The sequence below is a fragment of the Caldinitratiruptor microaerophilus genome (assembly GCF_025999835.1).
GTDB lineage: Bacteria > Bacillota > Sulfobacillia > Symbiobacteriales > ZC4RG38 > Caldinitratiruptor > Caldinitratiruptor microaerophilus.
The window spans coordinates 3,041,793-3,061,655 of the sequence record NZ_AP025628.1 but is presented as its reverse complement, the minus strand read 5'-3'; the positions used below and the strand labels follow the sequence as shown (position 1 = coordinate 3,061,655).

The 19,863-nt window shown below is 66.2% G+C and carries 26 protein-coding genes; 1 reads left to right on the top strand and 25 read right to left on the bottom strand.

Going from position 1 to position 19,863, the window contains the following annotated elements; translation table 11 throughout:
* Window positions 1-7: 7 nt before the first annotated feature.
* The 25 genes from caldi_RS14865 to caldi_RS14745 all read right to left on the bottom strand — a co-directional run bounded on the left by caldi_RS14865 (window position 8) and on the right by caldi_RS14745 (window position 19,299).
* Window positions 8-1,399, bottom strand: a complete 1,392-nt coding sequence (locus caldi_RS14865) for a terminase B (RefSeq protein ID WP_264842548.1) — start codon at window positions 1,397-1,399, stop codon at window positions 8-10.
* Complete coding sequence (locus tag caldi_RS14860) at window positions 1,380-1,673, bottom strand: hypothetical protein (RefSeq protein ID WP_264842547.1); 294 nt, start codon at window positions 1,671-1,673, stop codon at window positions 1,380-1,382. The genes caldi_RS14865 and caldi_RS14860 overlap by 20 nt, the downstream gene beginning before the upstream one ends.
* 258 nt (window positions 1,674-1,931) lie before the next feature.
* The gene (locus caldi_RS14855) at window positions 1,932-3,299 is read right to left on the bottom strand and encodes a site-specific DNA-methyltransferase (protein WP_264842546.1); all 1,368 of its coding nucleotides are present in this window, start codon (window positions 3,297-3,299) and stop codon (window positions 1,932-1,934) included.
* Between the two features lie 861 nt (window positions 3,300-4,160).
* Window positions 4,161-5,333 (bottom strand): hypothetical protein, encoded by a 1,173-nt coding sequence (locus tag caldi_RS14850; protein ID WP_264842545.1) that lies wholly within the window; start codon window positions 5,331-5,333, stop codon window positions 4,161-4,163.
* A 642-nt stretch (window positions 5,334-5,975) separates the two neighbouring features.
* Window positions 5,976-6,221, bottom strand: coding sequence for a hypothetical protein (locus caldi_RS14845; RefSeq protein ID WP_264842544.1), 246 nt, complete (start codon window positions 6,219-6,221; stop codon window positions 5,976-5,978).
* 4 nt (window positions 6,222-6,225) lie between these two features.
* Complete coding sequence (locus caldi_RS14840; protein ID WP_264842543.1) at window positions 6,226-6,489, bottom strand: hypothetical protein; 264 nt, start codon at window positions 6,487-6,489, stop codon at window positions 6,226-6,228.
* A complete protein-coding gene (locus caldi_RS14835; protein WP_264842542.1) occupies window positions 6,483-7,004 on the bottom strand; it encodes a hypothetical protein in 522 nt (173 codons plus the stop codon). Before caldi_RS14835 ends, caldi_RS14840 begins: the two co-directional genes overlap by 7 nt.
* A gap of 15 nt (window positions 7,005-7,019) precedes the next feature.
* Window positions 7,020-7,895 (bottom strand): adenine nucleotide alpha hydrolase family protein, encoded by an 876-nt coding sequence (locus tag caldi_RS14830; RefSeq protein WP_264842541.1) that lies wholly within the window; start codon window positions 7,893-7,895, stop codon window positions 7,020-7,022.
* Window positions 7,892-8,332, bottom strand: a complete 441-nt coding sequence (locus caldi_RS14825; RefSeq protein ID WP_264842540.1) for a hypothetical protein — start codon at window positions 8,330-8,332, stop codon at window positions 7,892-7,894. The genes caldi_RS14830 and caldi_RS14825 overlap by 4 nt, the downstream gene beginning before the upstream one ends.
* 483 nt (window positions 8,333-8,815) lie before the next feature.
* The gene (locus caldi_RS14820; RefSeq protein ID WP_264842539.1) at window positions 8,816-9,334 is read right to left on the bottom strand and encodes a sigma-70 family RNA polymerase sigma factor; all 519 of its coding nucleotides are present in this window, start codon (window positions 9,332-9,334) and stop codon (window positions 8,816-8,818) included.
* Between the two features lie 527 nt (window positions 9,335-9,861).
* Window positions 9,862-10,077: a hypothetical protein gene (locus caldi_RS14815; protein ID WP_264842538.1), complete on the bottom strand. Its 216-nt coding sequence runs from the start codon at window positions 10,075-10,077 to the stop codon at window positions 9,862-9,864.
* Window positions 10,074-11,414 carry a replicative DNA helicase gene (locus tag caldi_RS14810; RefSeq protein WP_264842536.1) on the bottom strand — a complete coding sequence of 447 codons (1,341 nt, stop codon included), beginning with the start codon at window positions 11,412-11,414 and terminating at the stop codon, window positions 10,074-10,076. The genes caldi_RS14815 and caldi_RS14810 overlap by 4 nt, the downstream gene beginning before the upstream one ends.
* The gene (locus caldi_RS14805) at window positions 11,398-12,321 is read right to left on the bottom strand and encodes a helix-turn-helix domain-containing protein (RefSeq protein WP_264842534.1); all 924 of its coding nucleotides are present in this window, start codon (window positions 12,319-12,321) and stop codon (window positions 11,398-11,400) included. The genes caldi_RS14810 and caldi_RS14805 overlap by 17 nt, the downstream gene beginning before the upstream one ends.
* Window positions 12,322-12,339: 18 nt before the next feature.
* A complete protein-coding gene (locus caldi_RS14800; RefSeq protein WP_264842533.1) occupies window positions 12,340-12,609 on the bottom strand; it encodes a hypothetical protein in 270 nt (89 codons plus the stop codon).
* Between the two features lie 12 nt (window positions 12,610-12,621).
* On the bottom strand, window positions 12,622-12,783 hold the full coding sequence (locus tag caldi_RS14795) for a hypothetical protein (RefSeq protein WP_264842532.1): 162 nt from the start codon (window positions 12,781-12,783) through the stop codon (window positions 12,622-12,624).
* Between the two features lie 2 nt (window positions 12,784-12,785).
* Window positions 12,786-13,154: a hypothetical protein gene (locus tag caldi_RS14790; RefSeq protein WP_264842531.1), complete on the bottom strand. Its 369-nt coding sequence runs from the start codon at window positions 13,152-13,154 to the stop codon at window positions 12,786-12,788.
* A gap of 420 nt (window positions 13,155-13,574) precedes the next feature.
* Window positions 13,575-13,868, bottom strand: coding sequence for a hypothetical protein (locus caldi_RS14785; protein WP_264842530.1), 294 nt, complete (start codon window positions 13,866-13,868; stop codon window positions 13,575-13,577).
* A 23-nt stretch (window positions 13,869-13,891) separates the two neighbouring features.
* Entirely contained in the window at window positions 13,892-14,989 is a 1,098-nt protein-coding gene (dnaN, locus tag caldi_RS14780; RefSeq protein ID WP_264842529.1) for a DNA polymerase III subunit beta, read from the bottom strand.
* A complete protein-coding gene (locus caldi_RS14775; RefSeq protein ID WP_264842527.1) occupies window positions 14,973-15,182 on the bottom strand; it encodes a hypothetical protein in 210 nt (69 codons plus the stop codon). The genes dnaN and caldi_RS14775 overlap by 17 nt, the downstream gene beginning before the upstream one ends.
* Before the next feature lie 16 nt (window positions 15,183-15,198).
* Window positions 15,199-16,170 carry a hypothetical protein gene (locus caldi_RS14770; protein ID WP_264842525.1) on the bottom strand — a complete coding sequence of 324 codons (972 nt, stop codon included), beginning with the start codon at window positions 16,168-16,170 and terminating at the stop codon, window positions 15,199-15,201.
* The gene (locus caldi_RS14765) at window positions 16,170-17,198 is read right to left on the bottom strand and encodes a PD-(D/E)XK nuclease family protein (RefSeq protein WP_264842523.1); all 1,029 of its coding nucleotides are present in this window, start codon (window positions 17,196-17,198) and stop codon (window positions 16,170-16,172) included. The genes caldi_RS14770 and caldi_RS14765 overlap by 1 nt, the downstream gene beginning before the upstream one ends.
* Window positions 17,146-17,451: a hypothetical protein gene (locus caldi_RS14760; protein ID WP_264842522.1), complete on the bottom strand. Its 306-nt coding sequence runs from the start codon at window positions 17,449-17,451 to the stop codon at window positions 17,146-17,148. The genes caldi_RS14765 and caldi_RS14760 overlap by 53 nt, the downstream gene beginning before the upstream one ends.
* 541 nt (window positions 17,452-17,992) lie before the next feature.
* On the bottom strand, window positions 17,993-18,484 hold the full coding sequence (locus tag caldi_RS14755; protein ID WP_264842521.1) for a hypothetical protein: 492 nt from the start codon (window positions 18,482-18,484) through the stop codon (window positions 17,993-17,995).
* Window positions 18,485-18,865 (bottom strand): hypothetical protein, encoded by a 381-nt coding sequence (locus tag caldi_RS14750; protein ID WP_264842520.1) that lies wholly within the window; start codon window positions 18,863-18,865, stop codon window positions 18,485-18,487.
* Between the two features lie 179 nt (window positions 18,866-19,044).
* Window positions 19,045-19,299, bottom strand: a complete 255-nt coding sequence (locus caldi_RS14745) for a helix-turn-helix transcriptional regulator (protein WP_264842518.1) — start codon at window positions 19,297-19,299, stop codon at window positions 19,045-19,047.
* Window positions 19,300-19,487: 188 nt separating this feature from the next.
* Here caldi_RS14745 and caldi_RS14740 point away from each other — a divergent pair, with 188 nt between their 5' ends.
* Window positions 19,488-19,838, top strand: a complete 351-nt coding sequence (locus caldi_RS14740; protein WP_264842516.1) for a helix-turn-helix domain-containing protein — start codon at window positions 19,488-19,490, stop codon at window positions 19,836-19,838.
* Window positions 19,839-19,863: the final 25 nt, after the last annotated feature.

Below are 19,863 nucleotides of genomic sequence, written 5' to 3'. Positions count from 1 at the left end.
TCCCTCGTCAGAAGATGTCCGGCTCGGGTAGGACAGGCTCCGGCGTCCAGAACGCGAGCGCAAGGGCATCGGCCCGGTCGGGCGAGGGCAGGCCCCGCCGCCGCAGGTCCTCCTTGCTCTCGATCTCGATGAGCCCCCTGGAGTTGACTCGGTAGCGCCTCGTGGTCAGCTGACCGATCAGGTCATCGTCGGCGGGAATGCTGATCTCGGCTGCCTGGAATAGCTCGCGAAGATGGCCCCACATGGCGGCAGCCGCGTTGGCGTAGTGCTGGCCGTCACCCGGGCCGCCGAAGTTCACCGGAACGACTTCGAGCCACGGCGCCTCCCGTGCATGGTCGCTCAGGCCATCGGTGACGCCGCCGCCGACGCCTGCATCGTCCACCTTCACCGTCACTCGCTCGGCCCCGGTGGCCGCCATCACCTTCCGGCCAGCGGCCAGGACCAGACCAACAACCTCCGTGACACTCCGCTTGCGGTACGCTTCCAGCCACAGAACCTGGCTTCCTCGCCGGGCCACGATGGCCGTCTCGCTGTCGCCGTACCGGGCCACGTCAACGCCCAGTTGGACATCCCCGCCCTTCGGCACATCCCGATGGACCGCAGCCTCCACCAGGTCGAGCCGGATGAACGCATCGTCTTCGCCCAACGGAAACTCTCCCCGGACGCGGACCCGGAACACATCCGAGTCACGACCCCACTTGCGGGCCATGTCCTCGACCCAGCCAGGATCGACCCGGGGCGATGTCTCACTGGACACGTGGTAGCAGCTCCACGAGGCACGGTGGCGGTGGAAGGCATCGAAGAACCCGCCTGAGCGGCGGGTTGGGTTGCCGATGGCGAGGATCTTGGCCCCCACGGTGGTTCGGGCGCCGTCCATGACCTGCCAGACAGCCTCCGACAGGCCCGAGGCCTCATCGGCGACGTATAGAAGGCGCGGCGCGTGGAAGCCGGCCAACCCCTCGGGCTGGTTCGACGTGCGCGCAACGGCGAACCACGTGGCCTCGTGGCCCTTGACGGCAACCTTCGTCGCGGTCCAGTAAAGGATCTCCCCAAGGCCGCGGCTGCGTTCGATCCAGCGCACGATCTCGGGCCACAGGACATCGAGGAGCTGGTGCTGCGTCGGGGCGGTGCACGGGATCACGGAGAAGGGGTACAGGACGAGCTGCCGGAGCACCGCCAGGGCGGCCACGGCCGTTTTCCCTACGCCGTGGCCAGACCGCACGGCGACGTTACGGCCGGCGTCGAGGTCACGGAGGACGGCCACCTGCCACGGATCCAGTTCGGCTCCGAAGACCTCGCGAACCCATCGGGCAGGGTCGGCCAGCCAATCCTCCTGGGCCTTGCGGAGTTCCGGGACTACATTCAGCGAGCGACCATGCTCATGCGCTGCGGTCGGCACCGCTGCCACCTTCTCCTCCGGCCTGCCGCCGGCGCCAGACCTCCAGAATCGCGTTGATCCACTGCTCCGCCGGCGTTCCACGGTGCTCCAACACCGCCGTTGGCTGCTCCAGCGCCAGGCGTTCCAACTCTGCCGCCACCTGCACCCACCGGGCAGCGTCCTTTGGGGTCAGCTCGGCAGGATCGATCTGCTGCAAGCGCCGGGCAACGATGGTCAGCATCGCCCGTGCCATGCGGAGGTGGCGCTCCTGGGTCTCCCGAGCCTCCTTCAGCATGGCCTCCCGGCGCCGGCGGTCCAACTCGGCGTCCCAGGCGGCTGCCCGCTCGACCCAGCGCCAGCGAGATGACCACCTTTGCAACTGACGTACGACGGCCGATACCCGACGAGGTTTTGACGAACTCTCGGCGACACGTTCCGCAACTTTCCTCAGAGAGCGCTCGGCAGGGAGAAGGTCACGGTACAGACAAAAGTTGGTATACGCCCTCGCCGGCTCCCCGGGCTGCCGCTCCCACGGTGCCGGCGCGTCCATCGCCTACCATTCCTCCTTCGGGCGTCTCTCGGCCTTCCGACCCGTCATCCGCTCCCAACGCATCACCGCCAGGTCACAGTAAACGGGGTCGATCTCGACCCCGAGGGCAACACGCTTCATCTTCTCGGCCGCCAGGATCGTCGTGCCGGCGCCGCAGAACGGGTCAAGCACCGTTTCCCCCGGCGCCGTCAGGTAGCCCATCAGCGTCTGCGGCAGCGCGACGGGGAACGTGGCCGGGTGCAGCTTCACGCTGCGGCGATCCAGGTTGGAATGATGCTCTGCTCCCGGGGGAGCGTTGGGGATGTCTCGGCTCGTCGTGGACTGGTTGATGAAGTCCCAGACATCGGATTCGCCCGCTCCAGGCAGCATGATCGGGCTGCCGTACTCCGGCGGGCCCGTAGAGAACAGGTACACGAGTTCGTGGTCCCACGAGGGGTCGTATACCAGGCCGCGCGGTTCGCCGGCAGTCGCCAGGTAGATCACCTCGTGCCGGTAGCTCGGGTGATACCTGCGGGCTTCCGGGTGGCGCTTCGTCTGGCTGTAGAAATGCGGGACCGGGATGCCCTTCTTGACCCAGACGAGCTGACGCCAGAACTGAAGGCCGACCTCCTCGAGCAGGACGGCCTGGTGGTAGTGATACGTCTTGGGCGAGACCCAAACGTTCCACGCCACGAACCGGCCCGGGGCCAGGGCCGGGACCCAGATTCGCAACACCTGGCGCAAGAAGGTCAGGTAATCGTCCCGGTCCACCTCGCGGTCGTCATAGCTCTGGTAGCGGACCCCGACGTTGTACGGCGGGCTCGTGACCAGGAGGTCCACGGTCCGACCGGCAAGGAGACGCCGTACGGATTCCGGATCCCGCGCATCGCCACACAGGAGACGATGCTCGCCCATGAGAATCAGATCGCCGGGCCGTGTGACCGGCTCCAGCGGAAGCTCGGGCAGTTCGTCCTCGTCCTGATCGGCCACGCTGCCGCCGCCGGCCCCCTCGCCCACCAGATCCTCAAACTCAGCCTCGGAGAAGCCCGTGAGTGCCAGGTCCACCCCGTGGTCGTCCAGTTCGAGCAGGACGGCCCGCAACTTCTCCTCGTCCCAGTCACCCTGGATCTTGTTCAGGGCGAGGTTCAAGGCCTTCTCCTCGTGCTCATCCAGGTTGACGACGCTTACCTCGACCTCTTGGACGCCCTGCTCGATCAGGACCTTCAGTCGCTGGTGGCCGCCGACGAGCCGCCCCGTACGTTCGTTCCAGACCAGTGGCTCGACAAGGCCCCAGTGCCCAATCGACCGCCGCAGGGCCTCGTACTCCGGGTCCCCCGGCTTGAGGTCCTTCCGGGGATTGTACGGGGCCATCTCAATCCGAGCGATGGGCACCCGGCGGATCTCCACAGCAATGTGCCCTCCACACTGTCAAACAGTTTTGCGGCAACATGAGGAGCATTCTGCACGTCTAAGCACACGGAGGTGACGCACATGCGGCGAGTTCATGCCGTGGCCGTCGTCGGTATGGGGCTCTTCACAGCCCTCTTCAGCGGGGCCACTGCTTGCGGGTGCAAGGACGCGCCGACCAGATCCGTTCAAGCGTCCTTCAGCCAACCGCCGCATCCGGACGTCCCGCTGAAGATCATCAAGGTCGAGAAGTCGGGTGTCTCCTTCCAGACACAAGACAGCGGCCCTCCCAAGCTTCCCGAGCCTCCGCCCCTTCCTCCGGGCACTACCGCCGGGTTCGTTCGCTCAACTCGAGACGGGGCAAGCGCTGGAGAGCTGGTTTCACCGCCATCCCTGTCCCTCGACCTCGAGGTTCGTCTCCCTGAAGATGTCCCTCCTGATCCACGACGGCTCGTATGGCCGCCCGGCGGAATGCCTACGTACCCCACGGACCCCAAGGTACTGCCGCCGCCCGTTTCCATCCGTGTGCTAGAGGGTGACGCGGTTGTGGAGATGGTACCCATCCAGGGCGAACCCGCCACATTCGGCCGCAATTACTACTGGATTCTCGGAGGGCTTGCCCGTGCTCGGATCTCGTGGGGACCTGTCCGAGACGGGATGCGGCAAGCACCCGCTCTTCCGGCGCGATTGGTGTTGGCGCCTGTTATCAAGCTAGATGGGGAGGAAGTCATGGGCCAGCCAGTCGAGATCACGATTCGTCTACTGCCACAGGCCGACTGATCGCTGCACGTGCCCCGGCGGTTCGCCACCGGGGCACGCTTTGCGTTCTTGCAGGCGTCTTTGCGACTACACCAGGATTAGGCGCACGTGCCCGGACCCTCCGCCCGGGATCGCGGTTTCAAGCCGCGTGACCACCGACGAGTTGGCCGGGACCAGTACCGAGTGCACTGGCCACCCCTCAGAGGCCGACGCCGGCACCCGGCAGATGGGCGAGAATGCCCGGCTGGCACCGCTCAGCTCGGTGAGGAACATGTAATTACTTTCAGGGGACAACTCCGGGTTCAACTGGAGATACGTCCTCCCCTCCCGCTCGAAGGACACCGTGTTCCGCCAGGTGATGTCGAACCGGTACAGGAACGGATACGAGCCGTAGCACCAGACCTGCGTACCGCTGCCGAAGGTCCAGTCGTAGCCCCACAGCAGTTCACCGGGCACCATTGGGACGCCGAACGGATCGCACGCAGCCCGCGCTCCGATCTCCACATACTCGTTCTGCCCCAGCACGTGGTCGATGGGGATGTGGATGTCCCCTACCTCCCACACCCCGCGCACGACCTGCCCGAACCGGATGTCACCGTAAGGCACCGTGCCGGAACAACCGCCGAAGTTGACCTGCTGCTGGGTGTACTGGTGGGGCGCTGGAACGATGGTCGTGCCGGCAATCGTCGCTTGCATAGCCGCCAAGAAGAGATCGGCGTCCGAGGCCGGCGAACCATCTGCCTGGTTGACGGCCCGGAGTTCCATGATCAAAACTCCAACCTTGCCGGCCGGAACAGTGAGTGCCGCGGCAGCAATTTCCCCTGGGCCAACGGAGAAGAGTACCTGTTCGGTCCCACGCCGGTACAGATACCACTCCCAGGCGTTCGAGGCAGCCTCCTGAGCGTTGTCGAAGTGATTTCCGCTGTGATCGGCCCCGTACCCGTTTGCTACCACGTCGATGGTCTGGGTTCCCGAATTGCCTACCATCACCAGGAACTCAAGATCCGAGCCCACGTTGTTGAGGTGGTACATGTATACCCTGATCGGCGTTCCAGAGATGGGGATTCCTCCGGCGAGATAGTACCCCGCGTCCAGGGTGGCGATGATCTCAGGGTTTGACGGCAAGTCGTTCTGACGGTACTTGAGGCTTTCTGGCGAGTTCGAGTACAGCACCTTCACACCTGTTCCCCTGGCCGTGAGACCACTGTTCAGCATCCGGACCGGACTAACCGCGGCGATCTGGCACGGATGCAGCGTCACTGCTTCTTCGCCTCCTTGGGGGCCTTCTGCAGCTTCAGACCGCGTGGCAGCTTGCGAACGGTGAACGGAACATCAGGCTTCGACGGTGCCACCTTGCCTCCAGCCATGCGAACCACCTCGCAAAACCGTTTTGGCGCATAGAAAACCGCCCGGGAAAAACCCGGGCGGCCACTGCGGGGGACGGAACCCACGCATTTGTCCGGCTGGATTATAACACACATTTCGTTGGCTTGCAACTGACTACAACAGATCGGGCGTGTCTGCCGGGGAGTGTGCGTCGGAGCCAGGCTTCGTACTTCTGCCGCTGGGGCGAAGCTCCGCGGCCTCGGCTCGAACTCCTCCCCTTCCCCGAATGACCTCGCGGCACGTCCTCAGAGGGGTGCCGAGGGATATGGCACCCGAGCAAGGGCAACCCAAGCCAGGTCCGGTACTGCTTCGCCTCCCACGGCATTCTCGGGTATCGTCCCTCCTGGGCGGGCGGCTCAGTATCGTTCTGTTCGTCGGCATCCAGCCACTCGCCGTGGCCGTCCGGGCATGCCCACCAACCGGGGCCACGTCGCTGCATCTCCTGCCCGCACCGAGGGCACCGGGGGCGCCGAGGGTCCGCCAGCTCAGGTGCCACTTTCAACCTGCCGGCCTCCATCAGTAAATCACCTCGGCCTCCGGTTTCATCAACCACTTGATCTCCCGATCCCTCTGCTCTCGTTCGGGCGCCAGGAGCCACCGGAGAGAGGCCCGCCACCCGCAATAGACGCAACGCCCGATGGCCGCCGAGTGGAGCCGCACGACCAGCCCGTCGTCCGCCCGGCAGCGTGGGCATCGCAGGGCCACTGCTGCCACCGGCCCCCAACGCTCCGCCAGTCGCACGACAACCTCGGCGGTCCGCATGGGACTATCCCTCCGGTGCCAGCCGCTCAAGCAGGCGTGCTGGCGGCGCGTAGTAGTCCAGGAGCCCCGACCGCCGCGGCACCGCCACGACGTAACGCGGTACCTGGCTGTACTGCTGGAAATGAACCCGGCCTCGCCCGAGTCCGGGCGGGATGAACCGGTACGCATCCTGAGCGGGGCCGACATAGGCAACGACGGTGCCCGTCTTCGTTTTGACCGATCCGTGGGCCTGCGAGGTCCACGTGACGGTCTCCCCAGGCTTCAGCATGGCCGCACCTCCTCGGGTACCGGTTCGGGACCGACATAGCCCAGGACCACCCGCTCCCCGTCATCGGCACACAACGGGCAGATCACGGGCATGTGGCCCCGACTCGCGTCTGTCTCCACCACCACCCGAGCGGCGCACCGGCCGCAGGTGGACCGTAGCACATACGGCTCCTTCGTCCCGAGCCGGCGCACCCGGGCCGCAGACAACTCCTCACGCATCGCCAGTTCCAGCACCTCCTGCGGCGGCATCTCCAAGCGCTTGGCGGCCCGGACGGCGGCGAGGTACACCGACCAGGGAACGTCGGGGTGCCGCTGGTCCTCCGGAAACGTGACGCTAACCGCGATGAGGTCCCGAACCCGCTGCCGACTGCACTGGCACACCTCGGCGATCTTCCCGATGACCTCACGGCCGAACTCCCGCACCATCTCGGCCGCCTGGTCATCCAGTTCCCAGTTCACGGCCCGGTTGGCCGTCACGAGATCGGCAAGGTGTTGCAGGTGTTCCTCCAGCGTCATCGCCCCTCAACCCCCTCACACACCGCACATGCCATCACACTCGTTCCCGAAGCCGTCCTCGAAGTCGAAGGTGATCTGCCCTCGTTCCTCGGGCGTGCTGAGGTCGACCTGATCCAGGGGCACCATCGACCGGTGCAGGTAGGCCTCTCCGCGTACGTGAGGCAGCCCACGGCGGATCGCATGGTCGAACTCGACAGCCTGGGCCCACTCGTCAGGGCTGTGGTCGCGCAACCAGCGCCAGTAGGCGTCGTTGTGGTAGGGGCACCCCACGCAGCTGCTCTTAGGCGGTTCGGGGTAGCCTCTGGTCCGCAGCCACTCCAGACAAGCCAGACGTGTCAACCCAAGTTCGATGAGGGGGTAACGGTGCTCGATCCACCCAACATCGGGCATCTTCATGCGGTGGACCTCATCGAGTGAGATGCCGAACCACTGCTCCACCCAGGCCAGGCCGGACGGGCGTCTCCAATCAGGGTGCGTTTCCGCGAGTTCTCGGATCTTCTGTCGGATGGGGGCAACCTTGTAGTCCCCCGTGCAGGCCCGCCGCAACATACCCTGAGATCCATCTGGACTTCGTACGTAGACAGGCGGCTGGGCCACCCGAGAGCGGATCCCCATCACGGCATCAAGCGTGTCGCGACGGATGTTGCCGGCGGTCACCACGTGGACAGGGAAGGGCAGCAGGGGGATGAGCCAATCCAGGTGGCGGTACACGATGCGGGGTTCCCAGCCGGTGTCTGCAAAGATGGCGCAGTCGGGTCGCTCGATCACCCCTTCCGCCGCCATGAGCGCGAGGGTGGTCGACTGCACCCCGGCCCCGAGGCTGAGCACCCTGAGGATGGGCGGGTCCGCCCGCTCCCTGGTGTGAATGGAACCGATCAGGTGACGCTTCATCGCCCCGCGCCCCCCAGGTACCCCGCCTCCTCCAGAAGCCGCTCAAGCGTACTGAGCGTCATGGCAGCCACCGGCTCATCTCCACCGCCCGGTACCAAGACCAGCCCCTGAGCCCCACCCTGGGCCAGCCAGGCCCTGAGCTGCTTCTGGCCTCCCTGCCGACGCTTGACCTCGAGGACCGTGAGGACCCCGGAACCCTCCCGGCGCAGGTCGCCGCTGTACCGGCCGCCGAGCCGACCGGACAGGGGCACCCGGCGGAACCCAAACCGCTCAAGCCGGGCCTCGATCTCTTTCTCGGCTCTGTACCCCCGCCGTGCCTGGGTCCGGCCCCGGTTCCGCTTCTCCTTGGCCTCGGGGGTGTGGCGGGCCGCTCGTCGCTCCACCCGACGCTTCCTCCCCTCGGCCTCGAGGCGGTCGAGCACGTCGTCTACCGCCATGCGGCCCACCCCCACAGGACCCGAGCGCGGCGCTGACCGCCCGCTCGGCCTCCCGTGCCTGCGCCGGCGGCAGCAGGCGCATGATTTGCCGGGCCAGGATCAGCCCTTCTTCGTGGGGTCGGAGGGGTACCCCGTAGCTCGGGTGGCCGGTCACCAGAGCCACTCGGATCTCCAGCCAGTACGTGGTGCCGGTGGTGCCCCAGTCGAACATCGCCTCGATGTCCCTGCCGACCCGTACGGCCGGCGGCATACGGTGCGCCGTCTCGCTCACCTCCATCTGCCCGGTCGTACCCGTACAGCCGCAGCAGGTGACGGGTCTGACGCATGCTCAGCCCGAGTTCCTTCGACGCCAGCCCGAGAGTGATCCGGCGCGACCCCGGAGGTCCGAGCACCGCCGTTACGCGCTCCCGCGTCCACCGCTTCTCAAGCGCTGACATACGAACACCCCACACGCTCCCTCGTCCGCAGGCGTACGGCCGACCCTTACACACAAGCAGCAAGTGCCTGGCGTACCCGACGAATGGCCTTCGAGCGTCGCCTTGAGATCTGGCTGGGGCTCACGCCAGCTTTCCGCGCCACCACCGCAGCCGGCTGGCCACCGATGAGCATGGCGGCCAGTTCACACCCACCCACGTCCCGCACTATCTGTGCCAGCTCCTGGTAAACCACTCGCTCCCCGAGGTCCGGCTCATAGCCGATCATGTCAGCGACCGTGAGGCCCTCCGTGTCGGGTACCGGTTCGTCCAGAGAGATCACGGTGAAGGGGACCTTCCGGTAGGTGCTGCGAATGTGCTGCCGGATTTCGTTCGTGATGCACGCCACGGCGAAACCGGAGAACCGAACCCCACGACCCTCGTCGTACCTCAGGCACGCTCTCCAAAGTCCGACCAGGGCGGCGTTTTCCAGGTCGAGCTGGTCGGATGCCGGTATCATGCCGCGATACCGGTTGGCCACCCAGAATGCTAACGGTCTGTTGGTATCAAACCGCTCCTGCGGTGTCATTCCGGGACCGCCCTCCCCCTATATGGGCAGCCTCAACTGGCCTTCCGTCGCAGCGCGCCTCTTCCGCCCTTGCTGAGCCGCCACAGCTTGCACGTACCGCCGCAGGTTCTGCTGTTCTGCCCAGACCAACCGAAGCAGGGCCAGGACCTCCCCGACCATTCCGGCCACGGACTCCACAGTGGGTCCGCCTCCGTCTTTCGGTACCTGAGGTGGAGGCATCCGTTCCCCGGGCAGCAGACCACCACGGCCCGGCTTCGGCCGCTCCGTCATGATCCGCTCCAGTTCCCGCCGAGTCCGCTCGTCAACCCGTTCCGCCACCCTCACGCGCATCACCATATAACGTTTCGTGTGACACAGCGCGTATCATACGTTTCGTTTCCACATGGGCACGAAAACACCTCGTCTCCCGGCGGTAGGCCCACACCATCAGGATGACGCCGGCGAGCCCAAGTCCGAATGCATACCATCCTGCCGCTCCAGGAGAATCCAAGGCACTGGCACCGATGAGGAACATGAGCATGCCCGTCTTAAACGCTGTTGTTTTCACTATACACCATCCTCCGTCCCAAGAGCTTGCCGATGAGCACCCTGGCCATGGCCAGGTGCGAGGCGGCTTCGATCACGATCCCTTCCGCCTGGCAGCGAGCGGCTTCCCTCACATGGACCGCCGCATTCAGGGCGAAGATGGCGTCCTGCACGTGTCCCGCCGCCCGCTCATAAGCCACCCGCTCCAGTTCCGTCACGTCCCGTTCCCTCCCACCGGGTCATCGAACAGCACCCACTCCGGGTGGAACAGCAACTCGCCCGTTCGCACCTCGTCGTTCCGGTGCTTCGCCAGGATCACCTCCACCTTGTCCGCGGGCGGTGTCTCCTTGCCCTCCAAGCGGTCGTAATAGGCCGGCCGGTACAGAAACAGTACCGCCTCAGCATCGGCTTCGAGCTGGCCACTCTCCCGGAGGTCGGCCAGCGTCGGGCGCTTGTTCTCCCGCCCCTCGACTGCCCTGGATACCTGGGCCAGGGCCAGCACGGGGGTGTCAAGGTCGACCGCCAAGTTCTTCAAGTCCCGGCTGATCTCCGCTACCTGCTCCTGGCGGTTGCCGCCCTTCGTTCGGGCCTGCAACAGTTGCAGGTAGTCCACCATGATGCCGCCGAGCCTCCCGTTCGCCGACTTCTGCAAGGCACGGGCTCGGTCGCGAATCTCTGAGACCCGCCGGGCCCTAGTGGTCACATAGACCGGCAGCCCGTGTAGCCGCTCCAGCACGTCGGCCACCTTGGTCCATCCCATCTCAGCCAAACTGTTGCGCCGGAGCAGGCCGAGGGGAATCTGGGCGAGGCTTGCAACGGCTCGGTCGCTCAGGGATTCCGCCGTCATCTCCCGGGACACCACCAGCCAGGGGAGCCCCGTGGCCGCCGCGCTCCGCAGCACGATGGCCAGACCGAGTCCCGTCTTTCCCATCCCCGGCCTGGCGGCCAGCAGATACAGGGCGCCGGGCTCAAGCCCTCCGGTCAGGCGGTCCAGCACCTGGAAACCCGTGGTTCGCCCGGGGATCTGGCCAGGAGGACGTGACCGCAGCTCGGTCACGCGCCGGGCCGCCACCTCCCCGATGGATTCCACGTCGGCGTGCTGGCCGGGCGAGTCCTCTACCGCCCACGCGGCCAGCAAGGCCAGGTCCGTCAGGTCCTCCGCCGGGTCGTACAGGCCGTCGAGAACCCGCCGAATCCGCTGGATCGACCGGCGTCGGCGAGCTTGCTCCATCACGATCTCCGCGTACGCCCCGACATTCGCCGCCGTCGGCACGAAGCCCTGAAGGTGCGCCAGATACGACAACCCACCCCACTTCTCCGTGTCCTCGCCACGTAGCCGCTCTCCAACGGTCACGAGGTCGATGGGTCGCCCTTCGGCCGCGAGCGCCTGCATGGCCCGATAGATGATCCTGTGGCGATCGGCGTAGAAGTCGTCCGCCGGCAATTCGTTGAGGACCCACCCGGCGACCTCAGAGTCGAGCAGGATCGCGCCGAGGACGCTTTGCTCGGCTTCGAGATTCTGCGGAAGAGGTCGCCGGTCAACGGATGTCGTCATCGGAAACCTCCTCCGGCTCTAGCAACTTGGGCCGTCCAGGAGTGGTCTCACGGTTCCGCCGCCGGGCAAACTGAGGCCACACCTTTTCGCCCAGTTGACGAAGGTCCGTCAGCCGCTCCCTCCAGTACGAGTCCTGCAGGGCCCACTCGATGCAGGCCGCCCACTCGGCCAGCGACCGGGCGGACAAGAGGTCACGTGCCTGTTTGACGAGGCGCCAGTAGAACCGGTCGGTGTCGGCCGGTAACGCGTCACTCACTTTGAGGTGCTGCCACAGTTGATCGACCAACGCACGCTCCGCTTCGCTGACCGTCCGGTTGTGCTTCGTGTTGGCTTTAGGGGAGGAGGCACGACGCCGCGCGTCGTGTGTACTCTCTCTGGGGAGTTCATTGAGGAGTTCATTGGGGAGTTCAATGGGGAGTTCGGCGTCGCTTCCAGTTCCGGAATCCCGCTCTGGAGGCTGGTTTCCGGGCTCATTTGTTACTGCAATCGACGCACCAGGTGCACCGTTACGGCGCACGTGGTGCACGGTACGGCGCACCTGGTGCACCGTTCGGCGCACCTCTTGCACCGTGCACGAGTTGCACTGTGCATCTGGTGCACCGTGCAGCTGTTGCACCGTGCATCCGGTGCACTGTGCATCCGATGCACCCTGCAACAGGTGCACCGTGTAGATGGTGCGTTTCGGAGGCATCGCCTCTCTGGCGATCAACCCTTTGGCTTCCAATTGCTTCAAGCAGTATTGCACGGCCCGACGGCTAAGCCCCGTTTCCGTCGCCAGCGTATCGCTCCCAGGCCAGCAGCGCCCCGTCTCATCCGCGTGCAGGATCAGGCATGTCAGCACGACTTTCTCGGTTGTCGTGAGCGTGGAGTTCTGGAACACCCACCGCAGCGACTCAAACGCCTGCACGCGTACCGCCCCCACTGGTCACCCGGCCCGCAAGGCACGGCGCCGGAGCGGCCACCGGAGCAACATGCCGTCACGCAGGGCAACGTTCACAAGGGTCCCGGTACCGTCCGGGTTGGTTGCTAGAACGATCCCCCATCCGTCAGACGGACTGAAGCGCACGATCCCGGTCAGCCACTTTCCGTCCAGGCGGACCTCCATCTCTTCGCCATCTCTCAGGGGCAGTTCCGCCACCGCCGGGTGGCCATCCACGAGTTGAACGGGGTACCCCGTACGCCGGTTGCCGATCACGCCCCCTCCCCCCTACATGCCAACCAAAACTCTGGCCGCCTCCCAGAACTTGGCCAGCGTCCACAGCAGGGCACCGAAACCGATCAGTGCAGCCAGGATTGCCATGGCCTCACGCACGACGAGGAGCCACACGTACAACTCGCCAGCCCTACGAAGTCGCTCCAGATCCATCACGGTCATGCCCCCTTAGCCTTCTTCCGGGTCCTCGCTTTCTGGCGCTCTGCGATGCGCCGGCGGTCTGCCTCTGTCAGCTTCGCCCTCTTGGCGCTCGAACCGGGCGTCACGATGGGCGCCCCCATGCACCACGCGATCCACTCCCGAGACGACTCCCACTCCTCCCGGGTGAGGGGCGGCGGCAGGGCCTGGCCATCCGGGGGCCACCCGGGGATGATCCACTCTCCCGACAGGAGCCGCACTGGCTTGGGTCCCTCGCCGCCCCGGACTACGACGTGCTCTCGCCAGACTTCCCTCTCATCGGCTGGCCCGAAGGGCGGCCAGGTGCGCCGGGCCACTTCCCGTGCCCTGGCCGCCACCTCGAAGTCCACCCACACCCTCGACCGGAGCCATCCCGGCTCCGGCGTCGCAGCTTCAGCGCCCGCCCCGCCGGCGCGGGATGAATCCCTTGGGCCGGTACCGCTCGGCCAACTCATCAATCGCGGCCTCCCGGTCCTTCTTCCCGGCAGCAACCTCTGCGACCAAACGTTTTGTTTGGTCTGACCCAGCATGAATCTCACGGATGGACACAGGACTGGCCCCCTTCCAAGATCGCGATGACACGCTTTGCCTCGTTGAGAGGTCCGTGGAAGTTCAGGATGCAACCCCGATAGCATCGAAACGTTGAGGGACGCTTCGTGTGTTTCCAGGTTTCAAAGACTCCAGGGTACTCGTAATCCATCTTCCAACCTGCTGCCTTCAGGGCTTCACGCTGCGCTTGCGTGGTCGTCGTCTTGCTATCACTCACCCCCCTAATTCACCTCCCCACCGTCGAGCTTCTTGACCTGCACCGTCTTGAACACCACGAGTCGCAGGCTCTCGATGATCATCAGCAAGGCCAGCATCATCAGATAGGGTGGCACCAGTTGCCCTTGCTCCTTCTTCTGTTCGGCCCACTTTACAAGAAGCTCTCTTATCTCCGCGGATACAGCGTCAACCTCTACATCTTTCCCCTTCAACATGACCAGCAGGAATGCCGCGTCAATTGCCTTGCCGAGATCGTCCCACCGCTCCTCATTCAACGTTACGTACCGTTCATCTGCCATCGAGGCTACGAACTGCTCCCCCCTCAAAAGACCACGATCGGAAGAACCACATACTGGTAACTGTCGTCGTCCGGGTCGATGAGCCGAGAGGGCTGCCGCGCGTCGATGAATTCCTGCCGTACACGCTCACCGTGCAAGGCCTTGAGGCCGTCGACCAGATACCTGGGGTTGAACCGGATCGTGAACGCGTCGCCCTCCTCCAGACGCACGTCAGCCTGCATGGATTCCTCGTAGGTGCCCAGGTCATTTTGGGCCGTCATCTGGACCTCGCCGTGGACCAGCCGCAGATCGACCGCATCAGCGGCAGCGGCCGCCCGCTCCAGCGCCTCTGCAAACGCCCGCCGGTCTGCCTCGAATGCCGGCCCATAACGAGTCGGGACCACCCGAGCCAGGTCCGGGTACCGGCCATCCATCCCGCGGGCTACGACCGTGACCTCAGGCGTATCCCAGACCAGCGCCTGTTCGACCACATAGACGGCCACTTCCCCCTCGTCGGGCAGAACGGCGAGGAGCGCCCGGCAAGCAGCGGCCGGCACCGTGACCTCAAACGGCACGGCCGGCTTCTGGCCCCTCACCAGCTTGAGCGCCACCCGAACCTGGTCTGAACTCATGGCCAGCAGCTCGTCGCTCCCACCTCGGAGATGCACGCCCTGAAGGTGCGCCTTGTCGCTGCCAGAGGCCACGGCGACAATCGTCTGGCCGATCATGTGCCGGATCGTCTCCACAGCCAGGCGCAGGGCCGGCCCGCCCCGAGGCGGAGGAAGGGAGGGGTAGTCCGCAGCGGAAAACCCCGACAAGCGGTATCGTCCGCCAGCCCAGGTGATCTCCGCGACGCATCGCTCCTCGTCCCAGTCGATGGCCACCTCCGCAGCGTCCAGCCGGTCGACCATCGCCAGCAGGGGGCGGGCCGGGAGGCACCCCACCCCCTCGCGCTCCACTTCAGCGGCCCGTACCCTGGCCGTAATCCCAAGAGCAAGGTCGTACCCCGTGATGCTCAGGCCGTCAGCGTGCGCCCCGAGGAGCACGCTGGAGAGTACGGGTATGCTGGCCCGTGACGCCACAGCCCGTCCGGCTGTGGCCAGGGCCTCCCGGAGCGCCCGGGTCTCAACGCGTACCCGCATGTCCCCCACCTCCGAGGCTGATGCCACGCAGCTCGAGATCCCGCCACACGTCCGGATCCTGTATCGCCCGTTCCACGAGATCTGCCAGGCACCGCCGCCCCACGCGGATGCCGGCCAGCGCGTACAGCGCCTGCTCTTCGCCGCACGAGCACACGTTCCCAACCTCGATGGGTATCAACTCCACGCGATCCACGGGCGGGCACCTCGACTTACTCCTGGGGCGACGCCGCGTCCCGCAGCATGCCATCCAGGGTCCGTAGTTCGTCCTCCGTTAGGTCCTTCAGGCTGGTGATCTCCCGTCCAGCCGCCGACCGGGCAACGAACCGGATCTGTTCATCGCTGTAGCCCAACACCTGGCGTGCGAAGGCGATGATCTCCCGACGGAGCTGGGCCAGCGGGTCGGCTGCTTGTGCGGGCGGCTGGCCGTTGCCGGTGCCGTTCTCCTGGGCCGGGGCGCCCTGAGCCGAGGCCCGGCGGTTGCCGTTCCCATATCGCGCCTGCGGCTGGCGCGGCGCCGGCTGGTGACGGGTGGGCCGCTCCTCTTCGTCCTCATCCATCCCGGCATCTGCCAGGTCCTCGAGGTCCTGGGTGAAGATACCGCTGGACCGGGTGGCCGACAGCACGGCGTCGACCAAGGCCCGCTTCTTGGCCATCTTGATCAGCGTGTTGACCAGGGTGTAAGGATCGTCGTTCGGGATGCGGTACTTCTTGGCCGGACCGTTCCTGGTCTGAACGGTCTTCGATACCAGCCCGTCCTTGGAAAGGTGCGGCGGGACCTCCGACGGCCACACCCACCGCCAGCGGTACCGGTCCTCCATGCTGTTGGCCGCCCCGAGCCCCTGGGCGATGAGCTTTCCACTGGCCGCGTGAATCAGGTCCGCCCGGACCACGTAGTGGAACAGCGGCCGGTCCCAGTCCTCGACGCGCTCCACGATCTCAAACAGCCGCTGCAAGCCGTACACGTCGCAGAGCTTCTCAGCACCCGGCTTCTTCAGGGTCGGCTTGTCGGTCCCCGGGATCACCCCGTAGTCCTCGCCGGGGACCATGTAGTCGCGGACGAACGCCTGAAGCTCCTCCATACGGCGCTTGATGTGCGCGAAGTCCATCACCATGTCGGGCAGGAGGATGCCCGGCATCCGGGCCTCCTGCTCTGCCGGAACGAGGTCCACGTCCCTGGGCATCACCGCTTCGCCTCCTTCGCCTTCTCCTTCGGCTGCCGAATCGTCCAGCGGGTGTAGCTGGCGGTGGTACCCATGTAGGGGGCCACCGCCTGCGGGTCAATCACGCCGGCCTTGATCGCCGCGTCGAGGTCCAGCTTCGGCCGGCCGGCCACCGGCGTGCGCTGAACCTCCCAGGCTCCGGCCCGCAGGACGTTCACCCCGGCCCGCTGGAACAGTTCATCCATGCGTGCCTCGAGGCTCTTCACCTCGGACTTGATCGCCTCCGCCTGGTCTTCGGCAGCCTTCAGCCGGGCCTTGGCCGCCGCGTACTGCGCGAACAGGGGCTCCAGGACGGGGGCCAGCTCCTCCGGCGTCGGCGGCGCCACCCGGATGTCGTCGTCGCCCCAGCAGTGGGACCAGTACGGGCAGCGGCCGTCACCCCAGCCGCAGGGGAAGCTGTCCGGGCTGTATCCCTCCGGCACCGGCGCCGGCCTGCCCTCCGTGACGTGCTGAGCGATCCGGCGCAGGCCCTCCTCCAGTTCCTCAGCCCAGTAGCGGTTGTACTGGACCGGGAAGCTCACGACCTCGGCGGTCTCCTTGATCACGTAGGCCACCTCGGCGGTCGCCGAGCGATGGCGGCCCCAGAAGTGCAGGTACATCTGCACCTGGGCCAGGTGCTGGTCCATGGGCAGGTAGTCCCGGCTTTTCGCCTGGGTGGTCTTGCACTCCACGATGTGCCGTTCCGGCGCCACCCACAGGTCGATGTGGCCCACTCCGTACGGAGTCCGCACAGGTACCTGCCGGCGGACCCGCCGGGGGTACAGTTCCGACCACGTGTGGAACAGGTAGTCCTCCCAGTAGTCCCCGGCTTCAAAGATCCCGAGCTGCCTGTCCGTTACCTCCTCTGCGGGGTACCCCAGGATGCGTAGGGTCTGCTTTCTCGGGCAGCCCCCGGCCTCCGACAGCCGAATCTCCGAAGGGTCGAACCCGGAGTCCTCATGCCTCGCCCGAATGCGGCTCAGAACCAGCTCGCTGGTACTCGGTGGCACGCTGCTTCCCTCCCTCGATCACGGCGAACTGCCTGCGTCCTTCCCCGATCTGTCGCTTGGCAAGTGCGTTGCTGACGCCCGTTTCGGCCCATGTGGCCTGCACCTGAAGGTCGTTCAAGATTCGGCGGGCCTCAGCAACCGGGCATCCCTCGCACAGCCGGGCAAACGGGCAGATCTGACAAACAGCAGCCAACTCTTTGTTGGCATCGACACATGCTTTCCTGGCGACATACGGGAACTCGGAGTACCGCACGGACTTACCTCCTGATCGGCAACACCGCCGCCAATCGGCCCTGGGGTCGCCGTCGCACCGCCGGAAACCCCTGGGCTTCGGCCCGCCTGAACATCCGCTCGGTGATCGGCCTCGGGGTGGTCCAGTACAGGCTGGACGGGTCTCGCCACGACCGACTGGTGATAAGTTCCTGTCGGTAGTACCGGGAACCGGACGGGCCGAGCTCCTCGATGTATCGGACGGTCTTGCGGCTGTACGTGCCGTTCACCTCCCTTCCGCCCCGGGCCGGCCGGGTGCTGGTTCCGTGGGGCTGCCGGCTCCGGGGCGTCGCGACATGGCCTGCCTCGTGGCATCATGGGGGTCCGCCCTGCCCCCGGGGCGGTCGAGGGGGCAGGTGGCACCGAGAATGCGCCCGGCCGGGACTGTGTCCACCTCGGCTCCTGCCCTCTCGGCCGCTCCGGGAGCGGCCATCGAGCACCTACCCAGCCGGATTCCCCACCCGGCTCCACCTGCGTTCACAACCTCTCAGGCAGGTACCCGGTAGCCGCCTCGGGGCGGCCAGTCACAGAGAGAACCGCATCTGGCTGTGGTGGCTGACAGCATCGAGGACCTCTGTGGGGATGTGCAGCTCGGCACCCATGGTGCGGGCGTTTCGCAGCATCGCCTCAGCCATCTCGGCCGTGTTCTGCTGGGCCTGGCGCAGGCCCTTGCCGTGGTTCGTCCCCCCGCAGACGCAGCGGCACCGGGCGTGCTTGCCGTTGTAACACCGGGCGTCACACCGCCGGCGCCGGCCGCCCGATACCTGCTCGATCAGCACCATCCTGGCTCCCACCTCCTCCCCGCCCTGAGGAGACTGCCTCTTGGGCCGCCCATCTCCGTAGGGCGCTGACAGGAGCACCGGCGGCTCCCAGCCGTCCATCTGCAGGTCGCAGTACCAACCGCACCGGTCACACGCCCAGACGGTCTCGGCCGGCCCGAACTCATCCGGCGGCCACTGCCGCTCCTCCACCGGACCACCGCACACCTCGCAGAGCCCGATGATCCGACGCTCCACCTAGTGGCCCCCCCGGAACTCATCCAAGGCCACCATGACCACGTTCCACCACGACAGTCCGAGCGTGTGGGCCAGATCCGCCAGGTTGATCACACCGCGCTCCCAGAACAGGTTCAGGGCCACGGCCAGCACGAGCCGCTCACCGTGAGAAAGGTGCCCGCCATCCTCCACCCCGGGGTGGACGGTGCCATCTCGGTACCAGATGTGGGACCGCACGTGGCGCCAGAGGTTCGGCGTGACCGTGGCCAGCCGAAATAGCGCCCGCCAGTTCCTGTCTGGCAGCCGGCCCTGCTCGTTCTGGTACTCGGCCAGGGCGTCGCGCCACCGCTGCCAGTGGTCCAAGTCCACCCACCCGTAAAGGTCCGGCTCCTCAGGCAGCATCCCGACGTTCCCCCCTTCGGGCCCGGCGGGCGCTTCGGACCCGCATGGTTCGCACCCATCCCCGGGCCGTGATCCGTTCCCAGTAACCCCGCACCAGGAACGTCCCGCACCCGCAGGAGACCGCCTCGGCGGTTGCCGTCCGCACGGCCTCCCGGCGGACCCCGCACGATACGCACACGTCACCGCTCACCTGGATCTGCCTCCTGGCTTGCGCGCAGGCCGACCGTCGCCGTGAACAGCGGGGCGTACTCTCGGAACAGTTCGTACACCGGCACCCGTAGGGTCAGGGCCAGGATGGCCGCCTCCCGGGGTGGCGGGAGCCGCTCCCCGGATTCGTACAGGCCGATGGCCTCGGGGGTGGTGCCCACCATCTGGGCGAGGTCCTCCTGGCTCAGACCCAGACGTAGCCGGGCATCGCGCATGGCCTTCCGCACCGTCGTACCACCGCCATATCCAACAATCTGTTAGATCGTCAGGACCACCGTACCATGACGTCTCGTTTGTGTCAAGACCTGTCAAACGGAATGTCGCTACGAGAAGTCTACTAGCCGACACGGTGTTAGCCTAAAATACTCGGGGAAACGGTACGTTTGGGGGAGGGGCGGCCTGGTTGTTCGGCCAAATGCTGAAGGCCCTCCGCACCGCGAAGGGCCTCACCCAGCAGGACATAGCGAACTACTTGGGCGTTACCCCAGAAGCCGTCGGCAACTGGGAACGAGGCACACGGGAACCGGACCTTGCGACACTGCTCAAACTGGCTAAGTACTTTGACGTGGCAGTGCACTACCTCCTGACCGGAACCGACGACCCCAACCGCCGGCCGCCCTGGCCTGAGGAATGGGAGCCCGCAGTTCTCACGCTGGTTTCTCAGGGCTATTCCCCTGAGGAGGTCCTGGAGGCGGTCCGTCTGTACCGGGTCCTCCAGAAGGAGCTTCCGGACCTTCCCCATCTAACCAAGCCGCTAGATCAGTGAAGGCGTCTGCCACAGCAAAGTGCCC

Coding starts and splice junctions, on each gene's coding strand:
- caldi_RS14860 (WP_264842547.1), bottom strand. CDS start 1,673: ATGCTGAAGGAGGCTCGGGAGACCCAGGAGCGCCACCTCCGCATGGCA.
- caldi_RS14845 (WP_264842544.1), bottom strand. CDS start 6,221: ATGCGGACCGCCGAGGTTGTCGTGCGACTGGCGGAGCGTTGGGGGCCG.
- caldi_RS14840 (WP_264842543.1), bottom strand. CDS start 6,489: ATGCTGAAGCCTGGGGAGACCGTCACGTGGACCTCGCAGGCCCACGGA.
- caldi_RS14835 (WP_264842542.1), bottom strand. CDS start 7,004: ATGACGCTGGAGGAACACCTGCAACACCTTGCCGATCTCGTGACGGCC.
- caldi_RS14830 (WP_264842541.1), bottom strand. CDS start 7,895: ATGAAGCGTCACCTGATCGGTTCCATTCACACCAGGGAGCGGGCGGAC.
- caldi_RS14825 (WP_264842540.1), bottom strand. CDS start 8,332: ATGGCGGTAGACGACGTGCTCGACCGCCTCGAGGCCGAGGGGAGGAAG.
- caldi_RS14820 (WP_264842539.1), bottom strand. CDS start 9,334: ATGACACCGCAGGAGCGGTTTGATACCAACAGACCGTTAGCATTCTGG.
- caldi_RS14810 (WP_264842536.1), bottom strand. CDS start 11,414: ATGACGACATCCGTTGACCGGCGACCTCTTCCGCAGAATCTCGAAGCC.
- caldi_RS14785 (WP_264842530.1), bottom strand. CDS start 13,868: ATGGCAGATGAACGGTACGTAACGTTGAATGAGGAGCGGTGGGACGAT.
- dnaN (WP_264842529.1), bottom strand. CDS start 14,989: ATGCGGGTACGCGTTGAGACCCGGGCGCTCCGGGAGGCCCTGGCCACA.
- caldi_RS14770 (WP_264842525.1), bottom strand. CDS start 16,170: ATGCCCAGGGACGTGGACCTCGTTCCGGCAGAGCAGGAGGCCCGGATG.
- caldi_RS14750 (WP_264842520.1), bottom strand. CDS start 18,865: ATGCTGCCTGAGGAGCCGGACCTTTACGGGTGGGTGGACTTGGACCAC.
- caldi_RS14740 (WP_264842516.1), top strand. CDS start 19,488: ATGCTGAAGGCCCTCCGCACCGCGAAGGGCCTCACCCAGCAGGACATA.